We start from the raw sequence: 25121 nt of genomic DNA on the forward strand, positions 1-25121 counted from the left end.
CTATTGCGCGGTCGGTTTTAGTAGAGTCTGCCCTTGCGTTTTATGTTCCGCCAGATACTGATGCTGGAATATGCACATGCGAATAGCATTGCGATATTGACCGTTAATAAAGAATTCATGCATCAGTTCACCTTCGACCGTAAAACCGAGCTTACGATAAATATGAATCGCTTTCTCATTCTCTTTATCGACAATCAGATAAAGCTTATAGAGATTAAGAACAGTGAAACCATAATCCATCGCTAATTTCGCGGCGCGGGTTGCCAGACCTTTACCCTGGTATTCCGGGGAGATGATTATCTGAAATTCTGCGCGGCGATGGACGTGGTTAATTTCTACCAGTTCCACCAGACCTGCCTTTTCGCCATCGCATTCCACGACGAAACGACGTTCACTCTGATCGTGAATATGCTTATCGTACAGATCAGAGAGTTCAACAAAGGCTTCGTACGGCTCCTCAAACCAGTAACGCATCACGCTGGCGTTATTGTCGAGTTGATGTACATAGCGTAAATCTTCACGCTCCAGCGGACGTAGCTTAACACTGTGGGCGCTAGTCATAACGTGTCCTTACATTCCTTATATCAATAACAGGTTAGGGGATGATTACGCGACCAGTACGACGGTCCAGGCAGCGTAAAGTATTCGGCTCCCAGTAGGCATTAATATTGGCACTCTGCTCGCATTTATCGCGGCTATCAAATGCGGCGTCAGCTTTATCCCATTCTTTCTCGGTGCGTTTGTTGATTTTTTGACGCAGATTACGCGTGTCATTCCATTGCTCTTTTTCCATTGCTGCCTGCTGGCGACTCTGTGCGCTGTCGCCAGATTCAATCACCAGTTTGTTGGTTTCTGCATGGGTAGTTGCGCTAAATGCCAGTGCGCAAGGCAGCAGAAAAGCGAGCAGGCTGAGTTTTTTGCAGAGAGTGATATTCATGATTCATTCCTTACATGAATGGTTAAGGGCGATTTTACACGATCCACTGTGAACGCGAAACGTACCAGAAGGATGTCTATGTTGATGATATTATGTCGCCCTATAAATATACATGATGTCAATGAGTGACAAAGATGATTAAAACAACGTTACTGTTTTTTGTTACCGCTTTGTGTGAAATCATTGGTTGTTTTTTGCCCTGGCTGTGGCTGAAACGGAATGCCAGTGTCTGGTTGTTGGTTCCAGCGGGGATTTCTCTGGCGCTTTTCGTCTGGCTGTTAACGTTGCATCCGGCAGCAAGTGGGCGAGTTTATGCAGCGTATGGCGGTGTTTATGTCTGTACGGCGCTCCTGTGGCTGCGGGTGGTAGATGGGGTGAAGCTCAGTCTCTACGACTGGACGGGAGCGATAATTGCGCTTTGCGGCATGTTGATTATTGTTGCTGGCTGGGGACGCACCTGACTTTTCTGATATGATTAATTATTTTTTATCAATAAGATACGCACTAGTCGAACCCCGGAAAAACAATAAAGCTTGACTGTTTTTAGAACTATTCACGGCGCAAATATGCGCCTTTTTTTGTGATCGCTCTGGCTTTTCTTGATCTTAATACTTGTATGGTAGTAGCTCAGTTGCGTAGATTTCATGCATCACGACAAGCGATGCAAGGAATAGAACATGAAGATCGTAGGGGCTGAAGTTTTTGTTACCTGTCCGGGACGTAATTTCGTCACCTTAAAAATCACCACCGAGGACGGTATTACCGGTCTTGGTGATGCCACTCTGAACGGGCGCGAGCTTTCCGTTGCGTCCTATTTGCAGGATCATATCTGTCCGCAACTTATAGGCCGCGATGCCCATCGTATCGAAGATATCTGGCAGTTTTTCTATAAAGGCGCTTACTGGCGTCGCGGCCCTGTCACCATGTCGGCTATTTCCGCTGTTGATATGGCGCTGTGGGACATTAAAGCCAAAGCCGCAAACATGCCGCTTTACCAACTGTTAGGTGGGGCTTCCCGTGAAGGCGTAATGGTCTATTGTCATACCACCGGTCACAGTATTGATGAAGCACTGGATGATTATGCTCGTCATCAGGAACTGGGATTCAAAGCCATCCGCGTGCAGTGTGGTATTCCCGGTATGAAAACGACTTACGGTATGTCCAAAGGAAAAGGGCTGGCTTATGAACCTGCGACCAAAGGGCAGTGGCCAGAAGAGCAGTTGTGGTCAACGGAAAAATATCTCGACTTCATGCCAAAACTGTTCGACGCAGTGCGCAACAAGTTTGGCTTTAATGAGCATGTGCTGCATGACATGCACCATCGTTTAACGCCCATTGAAGCGGCACGCTTTGGCAAAAGTATTGAAGATTATCGCCTGTTCTGGATGGAAGATCCTACACCCGCAGAAAACCAGGAGTGCTTCCGCCTCATTCGCCAACATACCGTAACGCCAATTGCGGTGGGTGAAGTCTTTAACAGCATCTGGGACTGCAAACAGCTGATTGAAGAACAACTTATCGACTATATCCGTACAACGCTGACCCACGCTGGCGGCATCACAGGTATGCGCAGAATTGCCGATTTTGCTTCGCTTTACCAGGTACGTACTGGCTCACATGGTCCTTCCGATTTGTCACCAGTCTGCATGGCTGCGGCATTGCACTTTGACTTGTGGGTGCCGAATTTCGGCGTTCAGGAGTATATGGGCTATTCAGAACAAATGCTTGAAGTCTTCCCGCACAACTGGAGCTTCGATAACGGCTATATGCACCCGGGTGATAAGCCTGGCATTGGTATCGAATTCGATGAAAAGCTGGCGGCGAAATATCCCTACGAACCTGCTTATCTGCCAGTCGCACGTCTGGAAGATGGCACGCTATGGAACTGGTAAGGAGTCATACAATAATGAAAAGTATTTTAATTGAAAAACCGAATCAACTGGCGATTATCGAACGTGAAATTCCGACCCCGGCAGTGGGTGAAGTACGAGTAAAAGTGAAACTCGCGGGAATTTGTGGATCGGATAGTCACATTTATCGCGGTCATAATCCGTTTGCAAAGTATCCGCGCGTCATTGGTCACGAATTTTTTGGCGTGATTGATGCCGTAGGTGAAGGTGTGGATAACGCCAGAGTTGGCGAACGTGTTGCGGTAGATCCCGTAGTCAGCTGCGGACATTGTTATCCGTGCTCAATGGGTAAGCCCAACGTTTGCACAACTCTGGCTGTATTAGGTGTTCACGCTGATGGCGGTTTTAGTGAATATGCAGTCGTTCCGGCGAAGAATGCGTGGAAAATTCCCGATGGAGTGGCTGATCAGTTCGCTGTAATGATCGAACCATTTACCATTGCGGCGAACGTTACCGGACACGGGCAGCCGACTGAAGATGACACCGTGCTGGTTTATGGTGCCGGTCCAATTGGTCTGACTATCGTTCAGGTATTAAAGGGTGTTTATAACGTTAAAAATGTGATTGTCGCCGATCGCATTGATGAACGACTGAACAAAGCGAAAGAGAGCGGGGCAGATTGGGCGATTAATAACAGCCAGACAACGCTTGGCGAAATATTCGCTGAAAAGGGTATCAAACCAACATTAATTATTGATGCTGCTTGCCATCCTTCCATTTTGAAAGAAGCGGTTATGCTGGCTTCTCCGGCGGCACGAATTGTGTTAATGGGCTTCTCCAGTGAACCGTCTGAAGTCATTCAGCAGGGAATTACTGGCAAGGAACTCTCTATTTTTTCTTCCCGGTTAAATGCCAATAAATTCCCGGTCGTTATCGACTGGTTAAGCAAAGGGTTAATTAATCCTGATAAATTAATTACCCATACCTTTGATTATCTGCATGTTGCTGATGCCATTTCATTATTCGAAAAGGATCAAAAGCACTGTTGCAAAGTTTTACTTACGTTTTCTGAATAATACCAATAATAGCGAATAAGTAGTACGCATCTTACCTCTTATTTAGAGATAATAATTATGACAATAGAAAAACATGAAAGAAGCACTAAGGATTTAGTGAAGGCAGCGGTATCAGGATGGTTAGGTACGGCACTTGAATTTATGGATTTCAAGAGTCATGCGTGTTAACTATTTGATAAATATTAAATTAATTTTTCATTGCTTCGTTATGGGGCATGGTTGGGGCAAACTCGCTTAACTGTGTATTTAACAAAGCTACCTGTGCATTATTGTTTTCAGACATCCATTTTCCGTATACCTGAAATACCATTTGCGCATCTGCATGGCCCATCTGGTTTGCTATAAATGCCGGGTTAGCACCAGCTGTCAGCGACCAGCAGGCATAAGTATGTCTCGACTGATATGATTTTCGATGGCGGAGTCCGGCACGTTTTATCGCTGCGTCCCACATCTGCCTTATTGAGTCAACGGTAAAATGGTCACCATAATTTTTTACTCTCGCTGACACTTCAGGTTGAAAAACAAAGGTGCATTTTTGTTTTTCTGTTCTGCCATACTCTCTGAGGTGAACATCAATGATATGCTCTTTGCTCAGTCTCGTTAATGTCATCTGACTCCGGAGAGCGTCGATTGCTGGCTTAATAAGATGAATGACCCGATTGGTTCCCGCCTGTGTTTTTGGTACCGTGAAACGGTCTTTTGCTAAATTTCTCCTGATCATCATTGTTCCATTTTTCAGATCTATGTCCTCCCATCCAAGTGCACACAGCTCACCAGGGCGAACTCCAGTATAAACAGAAACACACCATAAATTTTTTGCTTGCTGATTTCTGCACGCATCGATAAGACGGATAAATTCTTCCCGCGAAAGAGGATCCGGAATGGTTCTTGATTCCTTTAATGGCGAGATCCCCTTAAACGGATTATCTGCCAGGTAACCGTTATCAACACCAAACTGGAACACGGCGTTAAGATTTGTCATGTAATTATTTACAGTTACAGCCGATCTCCCTGGTTGTGTAACAATATAGTTACTTTTGGGGATCTGGTATCCAGTCAGTAACTCTTTACGAACCTCCAGTAATTTTTCTTTATTAATCGATGAGGCAAGATTTTTTTCACCGATTATGCTCAGGATATTTTTGATGACGGCACGGTATGTGTTGAGTGATGTTTTGGCGACTTCAGTTTCTTTCAGTGCCAGAAATTTTTCAGCCAGTTCTTTTATGGTTAAATCTTGTCGGGCCTCACCAAATTTTTCCAGATTGCGTGAGGAGGGAAACTGTTTTGCATAGTCGAAAACACCAGTTTTTATTGCGTAACAAACAGAGGAGCGTAGTTCACCTGCAACGCGCCTGTTTTTTGCTGTGTCAGGAACCCCCAGATTTTCCCTGACTCTTACGTCTTTATAAACAAACCAGATACGTAATTTCCCTCCATGGTTTTCCACGCCTGTCGGATATTTCATTTCAACTTCTCTCATTAGTTAGTGTGGTTTTTAGTCAAGTAAGATGACGTCTTGGTCTCGCTGATGCCTGGCGCTCAATCCAGCGATCAATTTCTTCCAGGTTGTAAAAGCATGGACTGTTATCCCATGGCATACCGTCATGAGCGACATGCTTATATTCCCTTCCTTCCATAAACGATTTTTCCCGGGCCTTTTTTAACGTACCTTTTTTTATTCCTTTCAGCGCAATTAACTGCTCTTCGGATACCCATTTGCCGGGAGAGACAATCATGATTACTTCGCTCATCGATTTCTTTATCTCTTACATCAGACGAGCGCCGGTTGCAGAATACCAGTCACAACCGGCGACAGTTGAACATTAAGAATCAGCCTGACTCGGGATCAGTTTTTGCCAGATAACTGAAACGTATTTTGCCTGGTAACGGGCGTCATCAAGTGCATTATGGCGCTCACCTTCGAATGGAATAGCCGTTCTGGCATCGAAGTCTATGGCTTTCCCCAGCTCAACGATTGTGCGTACATCGCGATCGTTGTAGTAACGCCACGGGCAGGGGATCCCCTGCCGTTCGTATGAACGGCGCAAAATCGTGTTGTCGAAGTTGGCTCCATTTCCCCAAACCTGAACAAAAAATTCACCGGAGTTTTCGTCGATAAATTCTCGCAATTGTAACAGTGCATCATCTAACGGGATTTCATCGGTCATAATGGCAGATTGCGCTTCGCGTGATTGCTTAAGCCACCATTTAATGGTGTCCCGATCAATGACTCCGCCAGCAGTTTCCAGATCGATAGTCTTACTAAATTCCGGTCCCATATCTCCGGTTTGCGGATCGAAAAATATTGCACCTATTGAGATGATCGGGGCATCAGGATTTTTTCCCATGGTTTCAAGGTCGATCATTAGATGGTCACACGTCCTGCTGGTGGATGTGATTTCGTGATGACCGTTCACCTTAATTGGGTGATCTGCCGTCTCGCCAGTTTCATTATCGCTATTGTGATGCTGATTGCCGCCAGTGTTCTCCTTGTGTGGATGTTCAGCGCCTTCCATTTCCTCCGGATCATCTTCCTGAACTTCAACCTGATACTCTTCATCGAATGTTTCTTGGTATGTTGCGTCGCCCATCACCGCGCCACAATCAGGGCAGTTGCCGCCGCCGGTCTGACCGCAGGCGGTGCAGACTTTTTCCACTTCCTGTTGCGCTACTGGTTCAGGCTGTTTCGTTTCTGGCTCGTTTTGTAACGCATTTGGACTGTTTTGTTCCGCTTTTTGGTAGTTCCGTTCCGATTCATGCTGGTTCTGGTTCACAGAATCGCGGGTCTGGAGCCCCTTAACCCATTTCGGATCATTCGGGTCACTAATCCCTTCAACAAATTCACCACGTGATGCAGCAAGCAACTTATCGGCGTCAGGCTGGCTGATATTGGCTGCCTGCATAATTTTGTTTACTTCGTCAGCGGTAACTTTTATCGGCTCTGGTTGTTCTGAATCTTCAGCGGTATCTACATTTTGCGGTAAGCCCGTGTATGTGCCATTTTTTCGGGCAAAATATTCTTCTTTTGTGATTTCAGTGGCGCCAGCAGCCAGTGCCTTATCCAGACCAGAGAGTTTGTTTGCGCGACCGTATTTTTCTCCGTCCTTATCTGCGAAGAGGAAATAGAACGGCCCCTCACGCTCTACAGATGGTTCAGCTTCCGGCGCGGTTTCATTTTTTGGGATATCAGATACCTCAGTTTCCACTGCATCAGTTTGTGTTTCTGATGACTGGAGAACATCAACAGTGCCCAGGTCTGTTTCTTCATTCTCAAACACGCCCTTTGTCGTCAGGTATTCGCAGATATATTTGTTCAGTGCTACGGGATCTTTGTGAATGTCGATCGGACGCTCACGGACAAGGCCAAAAATAGTTTGGCGGTCGTAGCGAAGGGCATCAGGCTGTTTGCGCATTGATGCCGAGATACGCTTCCAGTCTTCGCGGTCGTTGTCGATAACTTCTTTTTTTGCCCAGCGATGGATGCTGCCGTCAATGTTTCCGGCATCCACATCACTAGGCCAGAGAGCGTAGGCCAGTTCGTCATCCAGTGTTTTCCATGTCTGCTTGTATTCGCGATGAATGGCAGCAATGACCGGGCTGATTTTTCCTGTTGAATTTTCAGTGTACTGTTGATTGGCTCTGGCGCGGGCGAGATCAACAACAGACGTGTATTTTCCGGTTTCCTTGCGTTCACCTTCGCGACGTTTTTTCCAGATGCGCATCTCTGCCTGAATTTCGGGCCATTTAGCACCAGGAATACATTTATGCTTAACCCACCCAATGGCGTGCAACTTAAGCTCCGGATACATGGCGTTAACTTCTGGCATTTTCATCAACGCTTCAACGATATGTCCGTCGAATGTTGCCATGTCTTCCTGCAACAATTCCTGTGCGCTAATAACCATATCAACGGTGATGTTTTCACATGTGTCGAACTTAACCATGACAGCGTTCTGTACTTCAGGGGCCAGCTTGTCAAAAGTGACGTTCATCGGATCGGATTCAGTCTCAACCGGGACAAAAGAAGCAGACTCCTCATCCCAGCGGTTTTCCTGCATATATTCAGCATCCCATGAATCGAGGGCAGGGCGGGGTATGCCAGGTTTATCCTCGCAGACAATAAATTTATAAGCGCAGTCCTGAGCAGCCGGATAATGTTCCAGGAATTGCCAGTGAAATTTTGCTCGAGCACGGCGTTCGTCGCCAGCTTCAATGGCTGTGGCTACAGCCACAGCGCCTTCTTCCCTTGTTGCCAGTTCGTCAGGAATAGCGGCGCAAATAAAGACTTTACTCATTTGTTTTAACCTCATGACAGATTTAAGGATGAACAAATCCCTGCCATTGCTGGCATATAAGAATGAAACCGGATATTTATTACGGAACTGTTTTAAAGACCTGCCGGGATTTCGATATTATCCTGGTGAATAACTTTATCGACCGGGTAACAGTTACCGGGAATTTTCTGTTCGGTTGCTGCAGTCATACACTCCTGCATTGTCCTGTGAACACTGACTGCAATATCAACTGGCTCTCCGGAAACAAGAAAAACTGTCAGAACAAGCACAAATGCTGAATTCATTGTGCACATCCTTTTGGCATCAGACGTAAACGAGCCAGCATTGAAACAATGCATATTTTATTTAATAGCTCCCGTTCTTGTTTTCTCTTGTTAATGGCATCTTCAGTAAATACTGGGTTACTGATAGTGACACCAATTTCAAAACAACCTTCAGACGTATTAACGTTTGGTAATAACGTTTTCATTATCGCGTCCTCAACAATGAATTTTGTGATGCAGTGCCTGGTGCCTCCAGGTGACGTTAACCAGTTAACAATTAACGCCGGATACAGAGAATCCACCCATAACACTGTTTTTGGTTTTAACTGTTCCGCGTGCGCTCAGCCGCATTCACCACATCACAAAATTCACTTTAAAAAGGGCGGCAGAGCAGTCACGGAGTAAAACTGATACCGCCAAACGTCACCAGAAAATTGATAACAGAGGGCGTTGCAGCGGGGTTGTCACTTAAGCGTATGGTCAACCTGACAACCCGGTGTCCTCAACGGGGAAGGAATAACCCCGCCATACTTACCGCCGCGCCATTTCGCGGGTTGCCACAACCGGAAGCGCACGGTCGACGAAAATTTAACGACAGGCTATCTATGAACCAGCTACCTCGCCGTGCGCTTTCGCGTTATGGTCTGACTTTTCAGGGAAATATCCTTTCAGTAAACTGTCAGTTCCGGATGCGCACCCGTGTCCGGCGCACGCACTCCACCTCACCCGTGGAGAACTCCTTAATTACTAACCTTAGCTTTGTTGATTAGCTACTAACGCGGGTATGTAATCATTCTGGCAATGCTTAATGCCGCTGCTTTTTCCAGATTGGTGATATCCTGCTCCAGAGCGGACAGATTTTCAGCCTGCTTAGCCCTGGCTTCATTAGCCCATTTCAGATCCTGCGCTGCATTAATTTTCTGGCGCATCCACTCATAAAGTTCATCATCGGTATAGTCTGGCGCGATGATGACGGGTTCTCGTTTCTGCATACTGATTCCTCGCGGTGCTGTTTCGCTTATCAGCCGTTAGATTTTGCCGAACTGGAAAGCGCCTGTTTAAACTCACTGAAGCTGAGAGCTTCTTCGCCTTCGGCAAGGCCTTCGAAGTATTCTTCGTAAGCCTTTTCCATGATTGTGTCGAAATCCATATCACTCACCTGAGTTTCTTTCCAGCCAGCGACGGGCACCATTTTCGGTTTTAAACGTTTTGCTTTTGGTATACGTCATTGCGGTGAACGTGCCGTCCTGGTTTGGAAACACGCCGTACACCAGAGATTCGTTGTTGCCAAGATCGATAGTATCCATGCTGACCTCATTTCCCCTTAACGCTGGGGTAGCGGAACTGTTTGCTGAGAACACCGTGCGGTGTGTTGATGCAAACAAGATTAGCCATGACTAACATATCGGTCAAGTGATTTTGTATGCTATAGCTAACATAATTGATGTGGTAAAAGATAACTCATTGATGATGTTATCTTTTATTTGTCCGCTGACGGGCTTTTAGTAATTCTTCAAAGAGTTTATTGAAGTTTTTTACTCGAGCTCGCATTTCGGCGAGCTGGGTATCCTGTTCTGATTCTGGCAGTGCATTAAACAGCTCAAGGAGCTCTAGTTCTTTGGGGGATAAGGCAACTGGCTTCTCAACAGGTGGTGTTGGTTGCTTGTCTTCATCGCCAAATAGAATCCATGTTGGTGAGCATTGCAATACTTTGCTGAGGGCAAAAAGGTTCTTCCCTGTAGGTTCACTATCACCCCGTTCCCATTGTGATACAGACACATGGGAGATTTTCAGGGCTTTAGCAAGAGACCTTTGGGTGTGTTTGAGGTTTTTCCGACGATACCTGATGCGTTCGCCGATAGTTAAATTTTTTGTTTCCATAGTTAGCTAATGCTAAATCGTATTGACTATGTTTTTGTTAACATCTATCTTGTTAGTTATGGCTAACAATAAAGGTGTTTTAAATGCTTAAAACTGACGCTCTTTTGTATTTCGGTTCAAAAACAAAACTTGCACAAGCAGCAGGTATTCGTTTGGCTTCGCTTTATAGCTGGAAAGGGGATTTAGTTCCCGAAGGTCGCGCGATGCGTCTACAGGAGGCATCTGGCGGGGAGCTTCAGTATGATCCCAAAGTTTATGATGAATATCGTAAGACGAAGCGGGCGGGGCGGTTGAACAATGAAAATCACTCCTGAACAGGCTCGTGAGGCTCTGGATGCCTGGATATGTCGACCAGGAATGACACAGGAGCAGGCGACGATATTAATCACTGAAGCATTCTGGGCTTTGAAAGAGCGCCCGAACATCGATGTTCAGCGTGTCACATATGAAGGTGGCGCGATTGATCAGCGAGCGCTTGGCGTTAATCGAGTGAAGATATTTGAACGCTGGAAGGCTATCGACACCAGGGATAAGCGTGAAAAGTTCACGGCGCTAGTGCCTGCAATTATGGAGGCTATCCGGATTAATGATTTCAGGTTGTATCGTGAAATTACTGACGGAAAAAGCATCACGTGCATGATCGCCGGGTTAAACAAAGAATATGGCGATGTGGTGGAGTCCGGACTGCTTTTTGCTGATCCTGCCGTAGTGGATCGTGAAACTGACGAACTTATAGAAAAAGCAATTGCTTTCAAACTTGCGTATCGACAGCAATACCAACAAAAAGCTGGATGGAATTATGAGCCTTCTTTTTGCTGAACGCCCACTGGTTATAAACACGCAGCTGGCAATGAAAATTGGCTTAAACGAAGCCATTGTTTTGCAACAACTGCACTACTGGTTGAGAGATACCAACTCCGGCATGGAATGTGATGGTGTTCGCTGGATTTATAACACAACGGAACAATGGCTGGAACAGTTCCCATTCTGGTCAGAGTCAACGTTAAAGCGCGCGTTTGCAAGTCTGAAAACGCTGGGGCTTTTGCGTTGTGAAAAGCTCAATAAATCAAAGCGCGATATGACCAATTTCTACACGATCAACTATGGGAGCGAGCTTTTAGATGGTGGCAAATTGAGCGAATCCATCGGTTCAAAATGCGCCGCTCCATCAGGTCAAAATGACACGATGGAAGAGGTCAAAATGAAACGCTCCATTGGTTCAAAACGACCCAATGTCATCGGGTCAAAATGGCCTGATGATCTTACAGAGAATACAACAGAGATTACTACAGAGAATAAAAACACTTTTCGTCCGGAAGCTTCGCAACCGGACCCGCAGACGACTGAACAGGATTTTTTAACCCGGAACTCCGACGCGGTTGTGTTTAGTGCGAAAAAACGCCAGTGGGGTAGCAGGGAGGATTTGGCGTGTGCGCAGTGGATCTGGGGGCGGATCGTGGGTCTCTACGAACAGGCAGCCAGTGATGATGGCGAGATCATGCGACCAAAAGAGCCTAACTGGACTGCCTGGGCCAATGACGTGCGCACAATGCGGATGCTGGATGGCAGAAGCCACAGACAAATTTGCGAAATGTTTGGTCGGGTTCAGCGAGATCCATTCTGGGTAAAAAACATCATGAGCCCGTCAAAGCTCCGCGAAAAATGGGACGAACTGGTCATCCGCCTGGGACGTTCACCTGTACAGCGTTGTGTTAATCATATTTCTGAACCGGATACAGAAATTCCGCCTGGTTTCAGAGGATAAGTGTTGATTTCAGGTCATGAGGTAATTTTAAGGGGGACTTGTGGCAAAAGTTTTTACACAAGAAGAGCGGGAAAAAATTAAATGGCAGGTGGTGGAACTCGTGCGCCAGAGCGGCCGTGAGACGTTACGGCAACTGGAAGCTAAAACAGGTGCGACTAGATATCTGATGAGCGTTCTTGCCAGAGAGCTGGTAGCCAGTGGCGATGTATACAACTCCGGCTACGGGTTATTCCCCTCTGAACAGGCGCGTAAGGACTGGCAAAACGCCCGCAAAAAACTCTCGAGGGCAAAGGTGAAGAAACCTGCTGTGGTTGATCCGGACCTTATCTGGTCATCACCTGACGGAGAAATACGTCGCTACGACAGTCGCCTAAACATAATCTGTCGCGAGTGCCGGAAGAGCGAAGTTATGCAGCGCATACTGGCTTTCTATCAGGGTAATTTTCAGGACGTGGCGCAGTGAGTGCACCGGCAACCATTCTTGATATGTGCTGTGGCAGCCGCATGTTCTGGTTCGATAAGTCTGACGAACGGGCGATATTCAGCGATATCAGAAAAGAAGGATACACATTACGCAATGGGAGACGCTTGATTATCAGCCCTGACATTATCGCAGATTTTCGTGCATTATCATTTGCAGACGCATCTTTTTCGATGGTTGTATTAGACCCTCCGCATCTTGAGAGTGTTGGTGATAACGCCTGGATGGGAAAGAAATATGGACGGCTGAATAAAGATGCCTGGCGTGATGATTCGCGACAGAGATTTAAAGAAGCCTTTCGGGTGTTGAGGCCGCACGGCGTTCTGATTTTTTAATGGAATGAAACGCAAATACCGGTAAGCCAGATTCTGGCACTGACAGACAGAAAACCTGTTATCTGTCAACGAACAGGGAAAAAACGATAAAACCCACTGGATTATTTTTATGAAAGAGGCATCCAGTGAGTAGATTCGTAAGGCTACAGATACGTATATCTGAATAATTAAATTCAGTTCTGTAAATAAAATTTAATCCTTAACCGGATGGATTTCTGCACCCTCAGAACATCAGGAGGCCGCCCGAAAGGGCGGTAGTGAAATGCGAAAGTTCAAAATTATTATTGAAACGGGAATAGCTGGTGGAGATTTTGAGGATGTATTCGAAGTGGACGATGACGCAACACCTGAGGAAATTCATGACGGAGCATAAGAAATTTTCTTTAACTACTGCAATTACTCATACCACGAAATAAAAGACGATGAGGAAGAACAAAGTGGCTGATTTTTGTTCAGCTAAATATAACATCAGTTTTGAAGAGCGGGATGAACTATTAATGGACTATGGTGAGTTACGCGGTGGAAGTGCTGCTGATGTCGAATCCTAGCGTGATGACTATGAAGCGGGAAAAACTCCGGTCGAAGCATATTGTGATGAGTGGGGCGATGAATGAGCGAGATTAATTATCAGGAAGGGCATGAAACGGCGGGGCAAGCAAAACCAGTGGCATGGCGATATCGCTACGTGAAAAAAGGCGTTACGGACTTTCAGGGGAAGTAGTGGTCTGGTGACTGGAAATATGTACCGAAAAAAGAGGATTGTAACGACAGGCCGAACTATCAAATTCAGGCCTTATTCACTGCCTCACCAGTCCCAGTTACATCAGAAGAACTGGTTAAAGCTGTGCACTTTTATGAACAACTAAAACGCGAAAATCCACCAACATCCGGCAACTAGATTAATGGATTAACTATGTCGGTTAAACGACCAGCCAACTGAAAAAGCGGAAACCTGATTACAGGTTGCCAGATAAGGCAATGAGCTACCTGGCGCGGAACGGACTGATAAGTATGGGGAATGTTTTACGATGAACCTTTAGACTAAAGAGTTTGTAACGCTATGTAAGTGATTTTTTCTGGTTTAGATATTTATATGTCCGGCCAAATTGAGGTGTGTTTAAATGTAATTGCACATTGATTGTAGGAGGAATAATGAAAAACGCATTGCAGTTTTTGTTTGTTGCGTTCTGGTTGTTCGCATCATGTATGCCCATCATCTTCACAGCAAGGTATATGGAAAAAGTTGATGTTTTGATATTAATATTTGGATATATAAATGCCCTTTTTTTAGGGGTGTTCATGGCGGTCATGTGCATTGAATACTGGCGGTAAATACAGCGAACTCCATTGGTTTAGTTGGATATTTACTGTGCTGGACAAAAACGGTTTGCGGGGAAATCTTAGTTAAGTAGAATGACTGCGGGTGCTTGAGGCTATCTGCCTCGGGCATGGACACCAACGGCAGATAGAGAAAAGCCCCAGTTAACATTACGCGTCCTGCAAGACGCTTAACATTAATCTGAGGCCAATTTCATGCTAGACACATGTAGGTTAGCCTCTTACGTGCCGAAAGGCACGGAGAAGCAGGCTATTGTTAACACCAAGCTGTAATGTCCCCTTTGAACCATTCTAAAATGTCCCCAGACAATTCTCTGGGGGATTTTTCATGATCAAAGAGACTGTTACGATGAGTCATAAGGAACTCCACCGACTTCAGATTATTCAGGAACAAGCTGCGGCACGCATTGGCATTTCTATTCGGCAGGTTAAACGTCTGGTGCAACGGTATAGAAATGAAGGGCCTTCTGGTCTGGTTTCCCACCGACGTGGAAAGCGTCCTAATAATTCCTTTTCTACTGAATTCAGAGCAACAGTAATTTCACTCCTCAAAGGCCGTTACGCTGATTTTGGACCTACGTTTGCGTGCGAAAAATTGCGCGAGATACACGGTTTATCTTTATCCGTTGAAACTCTCAGAAAGTGGATGATAGAAGAGGGGTTATGGCGTGAACGCCGTCGTAAAATTGCCCGTATATATCAACGCCGCATGCGACGACCATCTTACGGTGAACTGATCCAGATTGATGGCTCACCTCATGACTGGTTTGAAAATCGAGGCCCCAGATGTACACTGATCGTTTTCATTGATGATGCCACCAGTGCGTTGATGGCGTTGCGTTTTGTGCCTGCTGAAACAACCCGGGCTTACATGGAAACCCTCCGGGGTTACCTTAATGATCATGGCGTACCGCTCGCTCTCTACTCTGATAGACACAGTATATTCAGGGTAAATAACCCAGAGCGGGAAGGTGAGCTGACCCAGTTCACTCGTGCGATAAAGACACTGGGCATCGAGCCAATCCATGCCAACAGCCCGCAGGCAAAAGGGCGGGTAGAGCGCGCCAATCAGACACTACAGGACAGGCTGGTCAAAGAAATGCGGCTTCAGAATATCAGTGATATTGAAACAGCAAATGCATGGTTGCCGACCTTTATTGAAGCCTATAACAACCGGTTCGCTACGTCGCCTCGTACTACTGATAATGCTCATCTTGATGTGCACCATTCTGAAGAGGAACTGGGTTATATCTTCAGCCTACAGGCGAAGCGCGTTCTGTCTAAAAATCTCACTTTCCAGTACAAAAGCAGTGCGTTTCAGGTACGCAGTGAGGGCCGGGGATATCGACTTAGGCATTCGGTTGTTACTGTATGCGAGAACTTTGACGGTGAAATTAACGTTCTGTATGACGGGAAAACGCTGGGCTGGGAAAAGTATGTTGATGGCCCGGAGCCTATACCACTGGATGATGAAAAGAGTGTCCATGAACGAGTGGATAATGCCCGTATTGATTTACGCTCAAAATACTATGTTAAACCTAAAGCTGACCATCCCTGGCTTACGCGCCGAACGCAAAGTCATCAGCAAGTTAAGCCCCCGAAGTTACCTAAAAAGAAGCCTGATCCCGATAAAAAAGATTGAAACCAAGATCGATTCGGTTGAGTGCATATCCATTCATAGGGTAGATTCTTAAGTCGCGTTTCTGGTGTTCATTTTCGGGTGGTTTGTTACTTGTTTTACCGGGGATATGCCAGAAACGCGCTGAGTCAGTCTGGGCGGTGCGCGTAATGAGGCGTTATGGTAAATAGCCTATGCTAATGTCCGCTAAGAGCAAGAAGCGGAAGTTGGCAGTTTTGTGGACTGTCCCCACAAAAGTGACTACAGAAATAGTTGCAATTCATAATTGATCATGGGTTGTCAGTTAAACTCGTGGCGATTTAAATAGACTAATTGGGAGTGCGTCCATTACTTATATCTTGTAATGTTAACTATCAGAAATGATACAAAGATAATATGTCTTTAAAGAAAAGGCTGATGGCGAAAAGTGGCCCGATGAGGGCCACAATACGGCTGTCACTTAGACGTAAATATCAATGGTGCCAGCGGTATTTGTATCGTCTTTTTTCTCTTCTTTTTTATCAGGCTGAACTGTCGCGTCTTCATTCTTTTTCTCTGCCTGCTGCCTTAACAACTGCTCCAGTTGAGCCCAGAGGCTTTCAATTTGCTTCTGTACCAATGCAGCCATTTCTTTTTTCTGCTGTGTCGTCATCCCCTCTTCCGATGAGATTTTCCCAAGCTTTTCAGTCAGCACCTGAATTTGTCTTGTGATTTTGGCTATTTCTGATGTTCCTTCCGGGGCGGAGTTGTTTGAAATAACGGTTGAGGTATTTCCCTGAATTGTGACAGACATAGATTTCTCCTTTTAAAAAAGCACTATCGGCATGCACAAAAAAATCTTTAATCGTATTTCTTGTGTCATTAATTGTTTGATGTTCAGATTGTTTTCCTCGCGGGCTGGCGCGCCTCAGAAAGTAAAGCTTGTTGACAGGGGTAAACGTTCGGCAATAATTTTCTGCCGCATGCGGGTGTTGCATAAAACGTGTTACGTTCCTTTATCGACAGTTCAGGTCACCGCTCACCCGCCGACGAGAAAGCAACACTGACATGCTAAAGCAAAAAATAGATGAATAAGTTGAGTTGTGCATATGTAGCCTGACCGTCACAAAGTATATGGTGTCTGTACCAGTAAGATGATGGCCGGACTCTTTAAAAACGAGCTGACCTGCACAATACAGGATGGACTTAGCAATGGCTGCTCCTGGCACAAAGCGGACAGTGATCACCGTTCTTACGACTACTTTCTGACTTCCTTCGTGACTTGCCCTAAGCATGTTGTAGTGCGATACTTGTAATGACATTTGTAATTACAAGAGGTGTAAGACATGGGTAGCATTAACCTGCGTATTGACGATGAACTTAAAGCGCGTTCTTACGCCGCGCTTGAAAAAATGGGTGTAACTCCTTCTGAAGCGCTTCGTCTCATGCTCGAGTATATCGCTGACAATGAACGCTTGCCGTTCAAACAGACACTCCTGAGTGATGAAGATGCTGAACTTGTGGAGATAGTGAAAGAACGGCTTCGTAATCCTAAGCCAGTACGTGTGACGCTGGATGAACTCTGATGGCGTATTTTCTGGATTTTGACGAGCGGGCACTAAAGGAATGGCGAAAGCTGGGCTCGACGGTACGTGAACAGTTGAAAAAGAAGCTGGTTGAAGTACTTGAGTCACCCCGGATTGAAGCAAACAAGCTCCGTGGTATGCCTGATTGTTACAAGATTAAGCTCCGGTCTTCAGGCTATCGCCTTGTATACCAGGTTATAGACGAGAAAGTTGTCGTTTTCGTGATTTCTGTTGGGAAAAGAGAACGCTCGGAAGTATATAGCGAGGCGGTCAAACGCATTCTCTGAACCAAAGCATGACATCTCTGTTTCGCACCGAAGGTGACACTTCTGCTTTGCGTTGACAGGAGAAGCAGGCTATGAAGCAGCAAAAGGCGATGTTAATCGCCCTGATCGTCATCTGTTTAACCGTCATAGTGACGGCACTGGTAACGAGGAAAGACCTCTGCGAGGTACGAATCCGAACCGGCCAGACGGAGGTCGCTGTCTTCACAGCTTACGAACCTGAGGAGTAAGAGACCCGGCGGGGGAGAAATCCCTCGCCACCTCTGATGTGGCAGGCATCCTCAACGCACCCGCACTTAACCCGCTTCGGCGGGTTTTTGTTTTTATTTTCAACGCGTTTGAAGTTCTGGACGGTGCCGGAATAGAATCAAAAATACTTAAGTAGCGCGCAGGGATAAGAGGGATGGTCCCTTAAAGGGGAGAGCTAATTATCCGGAAGGATTCTGATGATGAACATCGAAGAACTGCGTAAAATTTTTTGTGAAGATGGCCTCTATGCTGTGTGCGTTGAAAATGGAAATCTTGTTAGTCATTACCGCATTATGTGTTTGCGAAAGAATGGGGCTGCGTTAATTAATTTTGTGGATGCTCGGGTCACGGACGGATTTATCTTGCGCGAAGGTGAGTTTGTCACTTCATTACAGGCATTGAAAGAGATCGGAATAAAAGCTGGCTTTTCTGCTTTTTCAGGAGAATAAACTCATCTACAATCTTGCGCGGGGCTGAACTCCCGCTGAGTAACACCGTGCCACCGGAGAAAACCGATGGCACGCAACGCAAAATATTACAATTCTGATAATTCGCCCGTTCTTGCCTGCACGCACGGGCGGTATTCTCACGCATTCAAGTCTGAATGGTTCCAGCACCCTCCATGCACTGCAGAACAGGCCGAATGGCTGATTCATTCTTACCGCAGGCGCGGGTTCGAGGTTAAGAAAGCTCTCAGTCTCGACTATCGGCACTGGATAATCTCTGTCAGGCTGCCTTATTCCGAACGCCCACCACGTGCGTCCCGCACTTTCCAGCAACGGATCTGGAGGTAACGTGCGGGTATTACTTAGACCTGTTCTGGTGCCTGAGCTTGGGCTGGTGGTCCTTAAGCCGGGCCGTGAATCCATACAGATATTTCATAATCCTCGAGTGCTGGTGGAACCGGAACCAAAAAGCATGCGTAATCTGCCATCCGGAGTCGTTCCTGCCGTTCGCCAGCCGCTGGCGGAAGACAAAACATTGCTGCCGTTTTTTAGTAACGAACGGGTGATTCGTGCTGCTGGCGGCGTTGGCGCATTGTCCGACTGGCTATTACGTCATGTTACATCCTGCCAGTGGCCTAATGGCGATTACCATCACACTGAAACAGTCATTCACCGTTATGGTACCGGCGCAATGGTGTTGTGCTGGCACTGCGACAACCAACTGCGTGACCAGACATCGGAATCACTGGAGCTGCTTGCTCAACAAAATCTGACAGCATGGGTGATTGACGTCATCCGTCACGCAATAAGCGGTACGCAGGAGCGGGAATTATCTTTGGCTGAATTATCCTGGTGGGCGGTCTGCAATCAGGTGGTGGATGCACTACCTGAGGCTGTATCGCGTCGTTCGCTGGGATTACCAGCGGAAAAAATCTGCTCGGTGTACCGCGAAAGCGACATCGTACCGGGAGAGCAGACCGCCACCAGCATATTGAAACAACGCACAAAAAATCTTGCACCGTTGCCTTACGCCCACCAGCAACAAAAATCACCACAGGAAAAGACGGTGGTAAGCATCACCGTTGATCCAGAGTCTCCGGAATCTTTCATGAAGCTGCCTAAACGTCGCCGCTGGGTTAAGGAGAAATACACACGTTGGGTTAAGACACAGCCGTGTGCTTGCTGCGGTATGCCAGCCGACGATCCGCATCATCTGATTGGTCACGGGCAGGGCGGAATGGGAACAAAAGCACATGATCTCTTTGTGTTGCCTTTGTGCAGAAAGCATCACAACGAGCTGCATACGGATACAGTGGCATTTGAAGATAAGTATGGCTCCCAACTGGAGCTGATATTTCGTTTTATCGATCGCGCGCTGGCAATTGGCGTACTGGCGTAAGTGGAGAACGAGCATGAACCTTGAAGCCTTACCAAAATATTACTCCCCAAAATCTCCAAAATTGAGCGATGACGCTCCAGCGACAGGCACCGGTTGTTTAACAATTACGGATGTAATGGCAGCGCAGGGGATGGTGCAGTCGAAAGCACCACTTGGGTTGGCCTTATTTCTGGCAAAAGTTGGTGTTCAGGACCCTCAGTTTGCGATTGAAGGCCTGCTAAATTACGCGATGGCACTGGATAACCCGACATTGAACAAATTGAGTGAAGAAATCCGGTTACAGATTATTCCTTACCTCGTGAGTTTTGCCTTTGCTGATTACTCCAGGTCTGCGGCAAGTAAGGCTCGCTGTGAGCATTGTTCAGGTACGGGATTTTATAATGTATTGCGCGAAGTGGTGAAACACTACAGACGCGGGGAATCTGTAATCAAGGAAGAATGGGTGAAGGAACTATGTCAGCATTGCCATGGTAAGGGCGAAGCCAGCACAGCGTGCAGAGGGTGTAAGGGTAAAGGGATTGTTCTGGATGAAAAAAGAACCCGGTTTCATGGCGTACCGGTATATAAGATTTGTGGGCGTTGTAATGGAAACCGGTTTAGTCGTTTACCGACCACGCTGGCACGACGTCATGTCCAGAAGCTGGTACCAGACCTGACCGATTATCAGTGGTATAAGGGGTATGCGGACGTCATTGGTAAACTGGTAACAAAGTGCTGGCAGGAAGAAGCATACGCGGAAGCGCAATTGAGGAAGGTGACGAGATAAATGATTTTTGCTGAAGATGGCGACATGATGTTTGCATTTTTCAAAAAATATGGATAAAATTTTTTCAACGATGGGCTTTGTATACCCGACGTTAAGAAAAAGTAGAAAACCCGCTGATGAGCGGGTTTTGTGCTTTAAATGGGGCAATGGTAATGTTGAATCTCATCCCGGGACTCATGTCTGTTAACTTATTATTTAGCTGGTGACTTGGTTATTTGCCTGATGTTTAAAATGTTTTCTTCCAGTACAATGTCCCTAAACACAATGAGTCTGCTTATTATATTATTAGCAGAGCTATTACGGCCAAAGTACAGCATAAGCTTTTAAAGCCAATCAACCAGTCATCAAGACAGACGGGGTTATTCATAAAAACTCTCCATGTGTGATCCGATGGGGCCTGAAATTAAAGCTTTAATATAGCTCATGAAAGGTAAACATTGGCAGCTGAAGGGCCACGCAGACCATTTATCCGGCAAAATTCCACGCGTAATCCGGTGGTAATTTCTTCTGCATCGCGGAGATTGAGCGCTGAAACATGAAGCTGGACATCGATACGACCATCGGATGGGGTGATAAGACCCTTGCCGCTTTTGCCGTCAAAGGTTTTGACAATTCCTGTCATTTTACGGGACAAAAAAATTCCTTAATACTGATAACTTGGCGCACTATACACACGTTCCTGAAGAAAGCTATAGTTTTTTGATGGGGTTGAAGATGGCTGGATGTCTAAAATAAACATTGCTTCATATGTTCAACTATGCGTTAATGATTGCGTCGGTTTGAAGAACAGACGATATACGAAGTAGTTTACTAAAGCAGTTCTCATTTCAGGTGTTATTCACTTATTCCTTCTTTGAGTCTCTCCAATTAAGTACGAAGTCGTTTCTGTTATGCAAACCATTTATGCCGAAAGGCTCAAGTTAAGGAATGTAGAATGTCAAATAAAATGACTGGTTTAGTAAAATGGTTTAACGCTGATAAAGGTTTCGGCTTTATTTCTCCTGTTGATGGTAGTAAAGATGTGTTTGTGCATTTTTCTGCGATTCAGAATGATAATTATCGAACCTTATTTGAAGGTCAAAAGGTTACCTTCTCTATAGAGAGTGGTGCTAAAGGTCCTGCAGCAGCAAATGTCATCATTACTGATTAAAATTCATCGCTCGTCTGTATACGATAACGAAGAAGGCTGATGCCTGAGTAGAGATACGGACAGAGTAGTGAATATTGGATCTCTTTAATAAAAAGTAAGGAGGTCCAATACATGAAACAATGGCTAGCATATTTGGCAAAATCTTAATCAGGAAAAGTATGCTAACCATTGTGGTGAAGTGCAGGTTTGCTGCATGAATAGTTTTACAGCAGAAGCTAACTGCTGGCATGGCAAAACAAAGTGCGTAAGTGGATGACTCCCACAAAAAGCACCACAATCTCAAACCCGCTCAGGCGGGTTTTTTATTATCTGCTTTAAATATATTATTAAAATATAAAAAATACTTGTTACTAATAAAATCAATCAGGCTACAGCTTTAAGATTTGTCTGGAATACTTTGTTGCAATGAGGGCAGATCAAAAGGGCACCTTTTTGTACTCTTGAAAAACTGTGTTCTGACTCTTGGGTGCAGTTTGGGCAGGAACATTTAACGAGATAATTACGGCGTGATTTTGAGTTTTTACGTTCTGACATAGGCTTTTCCTGTATAAATGGCCGTATACAGTACACTAAATATGAAAACATTTCTCGTATTATTATTTTATATATGACTTTCTTTCAAAATAATTACCCACATTTTTAATGTGTATGTTTTTTTAGCGCCGTTGAGAACAACGTGTGCTGTCAAAACTACCCCGTAGACTCCGATCTTTTCAAACATATTGCACCATCCGTGTACATCGGGGTGAGGATATGAAATCAATGGATAAGTTAACAACAGGTGTTGCCTATGGCACATCGGCGGGTAATGCTGGTTTCTGGGCATTGCAGTTACTCGATAAAGTAACTCCGTCACAGTGGGCTGCAATCGGTGTGCTGGGTAGCCTGGTTTTTGGCCTGCTGACGTATCTGACAAATCTTTATTTCAAGATTAAAGAAGACAGGCGTAAGGCTGCGAGAGGAGAGTAATCCAATGACTCAAGACTATGAACTGGTTGTGAAAGGAGTCCGTAATTTTGAGAATAAAGTTACGGTAACTGTAGCCTTACAGGACAAAGAACGCTTTGACGGTGAAATTTTTGACCTGGATGTCGCCATGGACCGTGTTGAAGGAGCTGCGCTGGAGTTTTATGAGGCAGCAGCCAGAAGGAACGTCCGGCAAGTCTTCCTGGAAGTAGCAGAAAAATTGTCAGAAAAAGTTGAGTCTTATCTGCAGCATCAGTACTCCTTTAAGATTGAAAATCCTGCCAATAAGCACGAGCGTCCTCATCATAAATATCTATGAACACAAAAATCAGATACGGCCTGTCGGCTGCCGTTCTGGCGCTGATTGGTGCTGGCGCATCTGCTCCTCAGATACTTGACCAGTTTCTGGACGAAAAAGAAGGTAACCACACAATGGCATACCGCGATGGTTCTGGCATATGGACCATCTGTCGGGGTGCCACAGTGGTGGATGGAAAAACCGTTTTTCCCAATATGAAACTGTCGAAGGAAAAATGCGACCAGGTCAACGCCATTGAGCGTGATAAGGCGCTGGCATGGGTGGAGCGCAATATTAAAGTACCACTGACCGAACCACAAAAAGCGGGTATCGCGTCATTTTGTCCCTATAACATTGGCCCCGGTAAGTGTTTCCCGTCGACGTTTTATAAGCGGCTGAATGCTGGTGATCGTAAAGGTGCATGCGAAGCGATTCGCTGGTGGATTAAGGATGGCGGACGCGATTGCCGCATTCGTTCAAATAACTGTTACGGTCAGGTTATTCGTCGTGACCAGGAGAGCGCATTAACCTGCTGGGGGATAGAACAGTGAATCAGATATTCATGGTGATTTTTCTCGTGTTGTCAGGATTTATCGTCGGAAATGTCTGGAGCGACCGAGGATGGCAAAAAAAATGGGCGGAACGTGATGCTGCCGCATTATCACAAGAGGTAAATGCTCAATTTGCTGCTCGAATAATTGAACAGGGGCGAACTATAGCCCGTGATGAGGCTGTTAAAGATGCGCAACAGAAATCTGCTGAAATTTCTGCCAGGGCTGCTTATCTGTCTGATAGTGTTAACCAGTTGCGTGCCGAAGCAAAAAAATATGCCATACGCCTTGACGCAGCGAAGCATACCGCAGATCTTGCCGCTGCCGTCAGAGGCAAAACAACCAAAACCGCCGAAGGAATGCTCACCAACATGCTCGGAGATATTGCAGCAGAAGCTCAGCTTTATGCTGAAATTGCTGACGAACGCTACATCGCAGGAGTGACTTGTCAACAGATCTATGAATCTTTAAGAGATAAAAAGCATCAAATGTAGGGTAATATTAAATCGGAACATTTACATCGCGGAATGTAAAATTTAAATAAAAAGGACTCTTCCATGAGCCAAAATTCCTGAAATCTTAAGGGTAAGATAAAAGGTCTTAATCAGAATGACACGTTTTATTAATAAATAAAACTATTCTTTCATTGCTGTGTTTTTCTTTACAAAAGTAATCCTTGCTATGGGTGGTTAATCATGCGTTAATGGTGTTCTGGTTTGTTACAAATTTATCTGAAGCAGTCATTGTTATAACTTTATTATTTGTACCTCTTGAGATTTCCTTGTTGGTTTTTCTCTCTGATATTTTTTTTCGGACCATTCTGCCCAAGGGCTAATTTCTTCAAAAGGTAATAATTATGTCTAACAAAATGACTGGTTTAGTGAAATGGTTTAACCCTGAAAAAGGTTTTGGTTTCATCACGCCGAAAGATGGCAGCAAAGATGTGTTTGTCCATTTCTCAGCAATTCAGAGCAACGATTTCAAAACATTAACTGAGAATCAGGAAGTTGAATTTGGTATTGAGAACGGACCTAAAGGTCCTGCCGCTGTTCATGTAGTGGCGCTTTGAGGTAGACAATATTACAAACCATATTCACTTTAGATGCCCGTGTTGTCATGGTTCCCAGTATAGAACATCATCTTTTGATGTTTCTGACATGAATCCTTTCGGGGCAAAATGTATCTTTTGTAAATCAATGATGATTACATTTGATAATATTTCACAATACTTAAATGCCAGCCGTCTGTCGTTGGATTTAAAAAAGTGAAAATGAAGGCTCCTTCGGGAGCTTTTTTGCTTGGTGTCTATTCGATGGATACTCACATACTACGGTAACATCATGAAAAAAATCATAGTTTTTTTTAACTCTGAACCAGCAGTGGTAGTGCCAGCGATGACTGGAGTTAACACCATCATGCGTGAATATCCAAATGGCGAAAAAACACACCTTACTGTAATGGCCGCAGGGTTTCCATCTCTGACCGGAGATCATAAAGTCATTTATGTAGCCGCGGATCGACATGTTACTTCAGAAGAAATTCTGGAAGCAGCAATAAGGCTCTTGAGTTGATTTGATGCTATTGCATTGATAATTCAGGAAAATT

41 protein-coding genes and 3 pseudogenes are annotated in these 25121 nt (G+C 45.4%); 28 read left to right on the forward strand and 16 right to left on the reverse strand.

The genetic code is table 11. From position 1 onward, the window contains the following. Positions 1–561: a spermidine N1-acetyltransferase gene (speG, locus tag WES_RS10935; RefSeq protein WP_000199501.1), complete on the reverse strand. Its 561-nt coding sequence runs from the start codon at positions 559–561 to the stop codon at positions 1–3. A 34-nt stretch (positions 562–595) separates the two neighbouring features. Then, entirely contained in the window at positions 596–937 is a 342-nt protein-coding gene (locus WES_RS10930; RefSeq protein ID WP_001027859.1) for a DUF1283 family protein, read from the reverse strand. 134 nt (positions 938–1071) lie between these two features. Here WES_RS10930 and WES_RS10925 point away from each other — a divergent pair, with 134 nt between their 5' ends. From WES_RS10925 to WES_RS10915, 3 genes are all read left to right on the forward strand, one after another. Then, the gene (locus WES_RS10925) at positions 1072–1398 is read left to right on the forward strand and encodes a YnfA family protein (protein WP_010356476.1); all 327 of its coding nucleotides are present in this window, start codon (positions 1072–1074) and stop codon (positions 1396–1398) included. A 216-nt stretch (positions 1399–1614) separates the two neighbouring features. Next, on the forward strand, positions 1615–2829 hold the full coding sequence (rspA, locus tag WES_RS10920; protein WP_000706278.1) for a starvation-sensing protein RspA: 1215 nt from the start codon (positions 1615–1617) through the stop codon (positions 2827–2829). Between the two features lie 14 nt (positions 2830–2843). Continuing rightward, positions 2844–3863: a Zn-dependent oxidoreductase gene (locus WES_RS10915; protein ID WP_016158232.1), complete on the forward strand. Its 1020-nt coding sequence runs from the start codon at positions 2844–2846 to the stop codon at positions 3861–3863. A 187-nt stretch (positions 3864–4050) separates the two neighbouring features. Here WES_RS10915 and WES_RS10910 read toward each other — a convergent pair whose 3' ends face one another. From WES_RS10910 to dicA, 9 genes are all read right to left on the reverse strand, one after another. Beyond that, entirely contained in the window at positions 4051–5331 is a 1281-nt protein-coding gene (locus WES_RS10910; protein WP_000876958.1) for a site-specific integrase, read from the reverse strand. Positions 5332–5365: 34 nt separating this feature from the next. Then, on the reverse strand, positions 5366–5617 hold the full coding sequence (locus WES_RS10905; RefSeq protein ID WP_000005552.1) for an excisionase family protein: 252 nt from the start codon (positions 5615–5617) through the stop codon (positions 5366–5368). A 72-nt stretch (positions 5618–5689) separates the two neighbouring features. Further along, on the reverse strand, positions 5690–8161 hold the full coding sequence (locus WES_RS10900) for a 3'-5' exonuclease (protein WP_000048342.1): 2472 nt from the start codon (positions 8159–8161) through the stop codon (positions 5690–5692). A 92-nt stretch (positions 8162–8253) separates the two neighbouring features. Further along, positions 8254–8445 carry a lysis protein YdfD gene (gene ydfD / locus WES_RS10895; protein ID WP_001083297.1) on the reverse strand — a complete coding sequence of 64 codons (192 nt, stop codon included), beginning with the start codon at positions 8443–8445 and terminating at the stop codon, positions 8254–8256. After that, complete coding sequence (gene dicB / locus WES_RS10890; protein WP_000854559.1) at positions 8442–8630, reverse strand: cell division inhibition protein DicB; 189 nt, start codon at positions 8628–8630, stop codon at positions 8442–8444. The genes ydfD and dicB overlap by 4 nt, the downstream gene beginning before the upstream one ends. Positions 8631–9197: 567 nt before the next feature. Then, the gene (ydfC, locus tag WES_RS10885; protein WP_001171942.1) at positions 9198–9416 is read right to left on the reverse strand and encodes a protein YdfC; all 219 of its coding nucleotides are present in this window, start codon (positions 9414–9416) and stop codon (positions 9198–9200) included. Between the two features lie 29 nt (positions 9417–9445). After that, positions 9446–9574, reverse strand: a complete 129-nt coding sequence (gene ydfB / locus WES_RS24500; protein WP_000344964.1) for a protein YdfB — start codon at positions 9572–9574, stop codon at positions 9446–9448. Between the two features lies 1 nt (position 9575). Beyond that, positions 9576–9731, reverse strand: a complete 156-nt coding sequence (locus WES_RS10880) for a DUF1391 family protein (protein WP_000379575.1) — start codon at positions 9729–9731, stop codon at positions 9576–9578. 166 nt (positions 9732–9897) lie between these two features. Further along, positions 9898–10305, reverse strand: coding sequence for a DNA-binding transcriptional dual regulator DicA (gene dicA / locus WES_RS10875; RefSeq protein WP_000448564.1), 408 nt, complete (start codon positions 10303–10305; stop codon positions 9898–9900). Between the two features lie 83 nt (positions 10306–10388). On the opposite strand from dicA, the gene dicC reads away from it, so the two are divergent. From dicC to WES_RS24505, 9 genes and pseudogenes are all read left to right on the forward strand, one after another. Beyond that, the gene (dicC, locus tag WES_RS10870; RefSeq protein ID WP_000920568.1) at positions 10389–10619 is read left to right on the forward strand and encodes a dicB transcriptional regulator DicC; all 231 of its coding nucleotides are present in this window, start codon (positions 10389–10391) and stop codon (positions 10617–10619) included. Beyond that, entirely contained in the window at positions 10603–11124 is a 522-nt protein-coding gene (locus tag WES_RS10865; protein ID WP_000705358.1) for a toxin YdaT family protein, read from the forward strand. Before dicC ends, WES_RS10865 begins: the two co-directional genes overlap by 17 nt. Next, a complete protein-coding gene (locus WES_RS10860) occupies positions 11105–12070 on the forward strand; it encodes a hypothetical protein (protein WP_000054512.1) in 966 nt (321 codons plus the stop codon). The genes WES_RS10865 and WES_RS10860 overlap by 20 nt, the downstream gene beginning before the upstream one ends. A 40-nt stretch (positions 12071–12110) precedes the next feature. Further along, the gene (locus tag WES_RS10855) at positions 12111–12533 is read left to right on the forward strand and encodes a DUF977 family protein (protein ID WP_001151262.1); all 423 of its coding nucleotides are present in this window, start codon (positions 12111–12113) and stop codon (positions 12531–12533) included. After that, a complete protein-coding gene (locus WES_RS10850; protein WP_001310834.1) occupies positions 12530–12886 on the forward strand; it encodes a class I SAM-dependent methyltransferase in 357 nt (118 codons plus the stop codon). The genes WES_RS10855 and WES_RS10850 overlap by 4 nt, the downstream gene beginning before the upstream one ends. 262 nt (positions 12887–13148) lie before the next feature. Continuing rightward, a pseudogene (locus tag WES_RS24660) lies at positions 13149–13331 on the forward strand (hypothetical protein). Positions 13332–13496: 165 nt separating this feature from the next. Continuing rightward, a pseudogene (locus tag WES_RS24365) lies at positions 13497–13918 on the forward strand (hypothetical protein). Between the two features lie 655 nt (positions 13919–14573). Then, positions 14574–15596: pseudogene (locus WES_RS10835) on the forward strand (ISNCY family transposase); the annotation flags it as partial. A 120-nt stretch (positions 15597–15716) separates the two neighbouring features. Next, on the forward strand, positions 15717–15866 hold the full coding sequence (locus WES_RS24505) for a protein YdfW (RefSeq protein WP_011443592.1): 150 nt from the start codon (positions 15717–15719) through the stop codon (positions 15864–15866). 436 nt (positions 15867–16302) lie between these two features. On the opposite strand, the gene WES_RS10830 is transcribed toward WES_RS24505, so the two are convergent. Both WES_RS10830 and ydfV read right to left on the reverse strand, forming a co-directional pair. Continuing rightward, positions 16303–16635, reverse strand: a complete 333-nt coding sequence (locus WES_RS10830; RefSeq protein ID WP_001301033.1) for a FlxA-like family protein — start codon at positions 16633–16635, stop codon at positions 16303–16305. 202 nt (positions 16636–16837) lie between these two features. Then, on the reverse strand, positions 16838–17143 hold the full coding sequence (gene ydfV / locus WES_RS22640; protein ID WP_071598992.1) for a protein YdfV: 306 nt from the start codon (positions 17141–17143) through the stop codon (positions 16838–16840). Between the two features lie 24 nt (positions 17144–17167). On the opposite strand from ydfV, the gene relB reads away from it, so the two are divergent. From relB to WES_RS10800, 7 genes are all read left to right on the forward strand, one after another. Continuing rightward, entirely contained in the window at positions 17168–17407 is a 240-nt protein-coding gene (relB, locus tag WES_RS10825; RefSeq protein ID WP_000534858.1) for a type II toxin-antitoxin system antitoxin RelB, read from the forward strand. Then, positions 17407–17694 carry a type II toxin-antitoxin system mRNA interferase RelE gene (gene relE, locus WES_RS10820; RefSeq protein WP_000323025.1) on the forward strand — a complete coding sequence of 96 codons (288 nt, stop codon included), beginning with the start codon at positions 17407–17409 and terminating at the stop codon, positions 17692–17694. Before relB ends, relE begins: the two co-directional genes overlap by 1 nt. Positions 17695–17765: 71 nt before the next feature. Continuing rightward, positions 17766–17921 carry a type I toxin-antitoxin system toxin HokD gene (gene hokD, locus WES_RS10815; RefSeq protein ID WP_000813254.1) on the forward strand — a complete coding sequence of 52 codons (156 nt, stop codon included), beginning with the start codon at positions 17766–17768 and terminating at the stop codon, positions 17919–17921. Positions 17922–18137: 216 nt separating this feature from the next. Then, entirely contained in the window at positions 18138–18389 is a 252-nt protein-coding gene (rem, locus tag WES_RS10810) for a protein Rem (RefSeq protein WP_000980994.1), read from the forward strand. A 66-nt stretch (positions 18390–18455) separates the two neighbouring features. Further along, positions 18456–18734, forward strand: a complete 279-nt coding sequence (locus WES_RS0121375) for a hypothetical protein (RefSeq protein ID WP_012304870.1) — start codon at positions 18456–18458, stop codon at positions 18732–18734. Position 18735: 1 nt separating this feature from the next. After that, the gene (locus WES_RS10805) at positions 18736–19785 is read left to right on the forward strand and encodes a DUF968 domain-containing protein (RefSeq protein WP_001265198.1); all 1050 of its coding nucleotides are present in this window, start codon (positions 18736–18738) and stop codon (positions 19783–19785) included. 13 nt (positions 19786–19798) lie between these two features. After that, positions 19799–20551 (forward strand): antitermination protein Q, encoded by a 753-nt coding sequence (locus WES_RS10800; protein ID WP_001047135.1) that lies wholly within the window; start codon positions 19799–19801, stop codon positions 20549–20551. 277 nt (positions 20552–20828) lie between these two features. Here the strand turns inward: WES_RS10800 and WES_RS24030 are convergent, their stop codons facing one another. Further along, positions 20829–20918, reverse strand: a complete 90-nt coding sequence (locus WES_RS24030; RefSeq protein ID WP_120795389.1) for a hypothetical protein — start codon at positions 20916–20918, stop codon at positions 20829–20831. A gap of 54 nt (positions 20919–20972) precedes the next feature. Beyond that, a complete protein-coding gene (gene cspF / locus WES_RS10795; protein ID WP_000087756.1) occupies positions 20973–21185 on the reverse strand; it encodes a cold shock-like protein CspF in 213 nt (70 codons plus the stop codon). Positions 21186–21485: 300 nt separating this feature from the next. Here cspF and cspB point away from each other — a divergent pair, with 300 nt between their 5' ends. Continuing rightward, positions 21486–21701, forward strand: coding sequence for a cold shock-like protein CspB (gene cspB / locus WES_RS10790; protein WP_000066484.1), 216 nt, complete (start codon positions 21486–21488; stop codon positions 21699–21701). Positions 21702–22064: 363 nt separating this feature from the next. Here the strand turns inward: cspB and ynfU are convergent, their stop codons facing one another. Next, the gene (gene ynfU, locus WES_RS24370) at positions 22065–22235 is read right to left on the reverse strand and encodes a putative zinc-binding protein YnfU (RefSeq protein WP_211180497.1); all 171 of its coding nucleotides are present in this window, start codon (positions 22233–22235) and stop codon (positions 22065–22067) included. Positions 22236–22454: 219 nt separating this feature from the next. Between ynfU and essD the strand changes: the two genes are divergently transcribed. From essD to ynfN, 8 genes are all read left to right on the forward strand, one after another. Then, positions 22455–22670 (forward strand): phage lysis protein EssD, encoded by a 216-nt coding sequence (gene essD, locus WES_RS10785; protein WP_000839590.1) that lies wholly within the window; start codon positions 22455–22457, stop codon positions 22668–22670. A gap of 4 nt (positions 22671–22674) precedes the next feature. Beyond that, positions 22675–22986 (forward strand): DUF1327 domain-containing protein, encoded by a 312-nt coding sequence (locus tag WES_RS10780; protein WP_016158234.1) that lies wholly within the window; start codon positions 22675–22677, stop codon positions 22984–22986. Beyond that, complete coding sequence (locus WES_RS10775) at positions 22983–23516, forward strand: lysozyme (RefSeq protein ID WP_001092971.1); 534 nt, start codon at positions 22983–22985, stop codon at positions 23514–23516. The genes WES_RS10780 and WES_RS10775 overlap by 4 nt, the downstream gene beginning before the upstream one ends. Further along, entirely contained in the window at positions 23513–24010 is a 498-nt protein-coding gene (locus tag WES_RS10770; protein ID WP_001071769.1) for a DUF2514 domain-containing protein, read from the forward strand. Before WES_RS10775 ends, WES_RS10770 begins: the two co-directional genes overlap by 4 nt. A gap of 362 nt (positions 24011–24372) precedes the next feature. Then, positions 24373–24585, forward strand: a complete 213-nt coding sequence (gene cspI, locus WES_RS10765; RefSeq protein WP_000066495.1) for a cold shock protein CspI — start codon at positions 24373–24375, stop codon at positions 24583–24585. A 10-nt stretch (positions 24586–24595) separates the two neighbouring features. Next, on the forward strand, positions 24596–24784 hold the full coding sequence (locus WES_RS22645; RefSeq protein WP_071524604.1) for a cold shock small protein YmcF: 189 nt from the start codon (positions 24596–24598) through the stop codon (positions 24782–24784). A gap of 2 nt (positions 24785–24786) precedes the next feature. Further along, complete coding sequence (gene ynfR, locus WES_RS24035) at positions 24787–24852, forward strand: small protein YnfR (RefSeq protein WP_120795388.1); 66 nt, start codon at positions 24787–24789, stop codon at positions 24850–24852. 4 nt (positions 24853–24856) lie between these two features. Further along, positions 24857–25087, forward strand: a complete 231-nt coding sequence (gene ynfN, locus WES_RS0121380) for a protein YnfN (RefSeq protein ID WP_000720962.1) — start codon at positions 24857–24859, stop codon at positions 25085–25087. Positions 25088–25121 lie beyond the last annotated feature (34 nt).

The sequence above is a fragment of the Escherichia sp. KTE31 genome (assembly GCF_000407925.1).
Lineage (GTDB): Bacteria > Pseudomonadota > Gammaproteobacteria > Enterobacterales > Enterobacteriaceae > Escherichia > Escherichia ruysiae.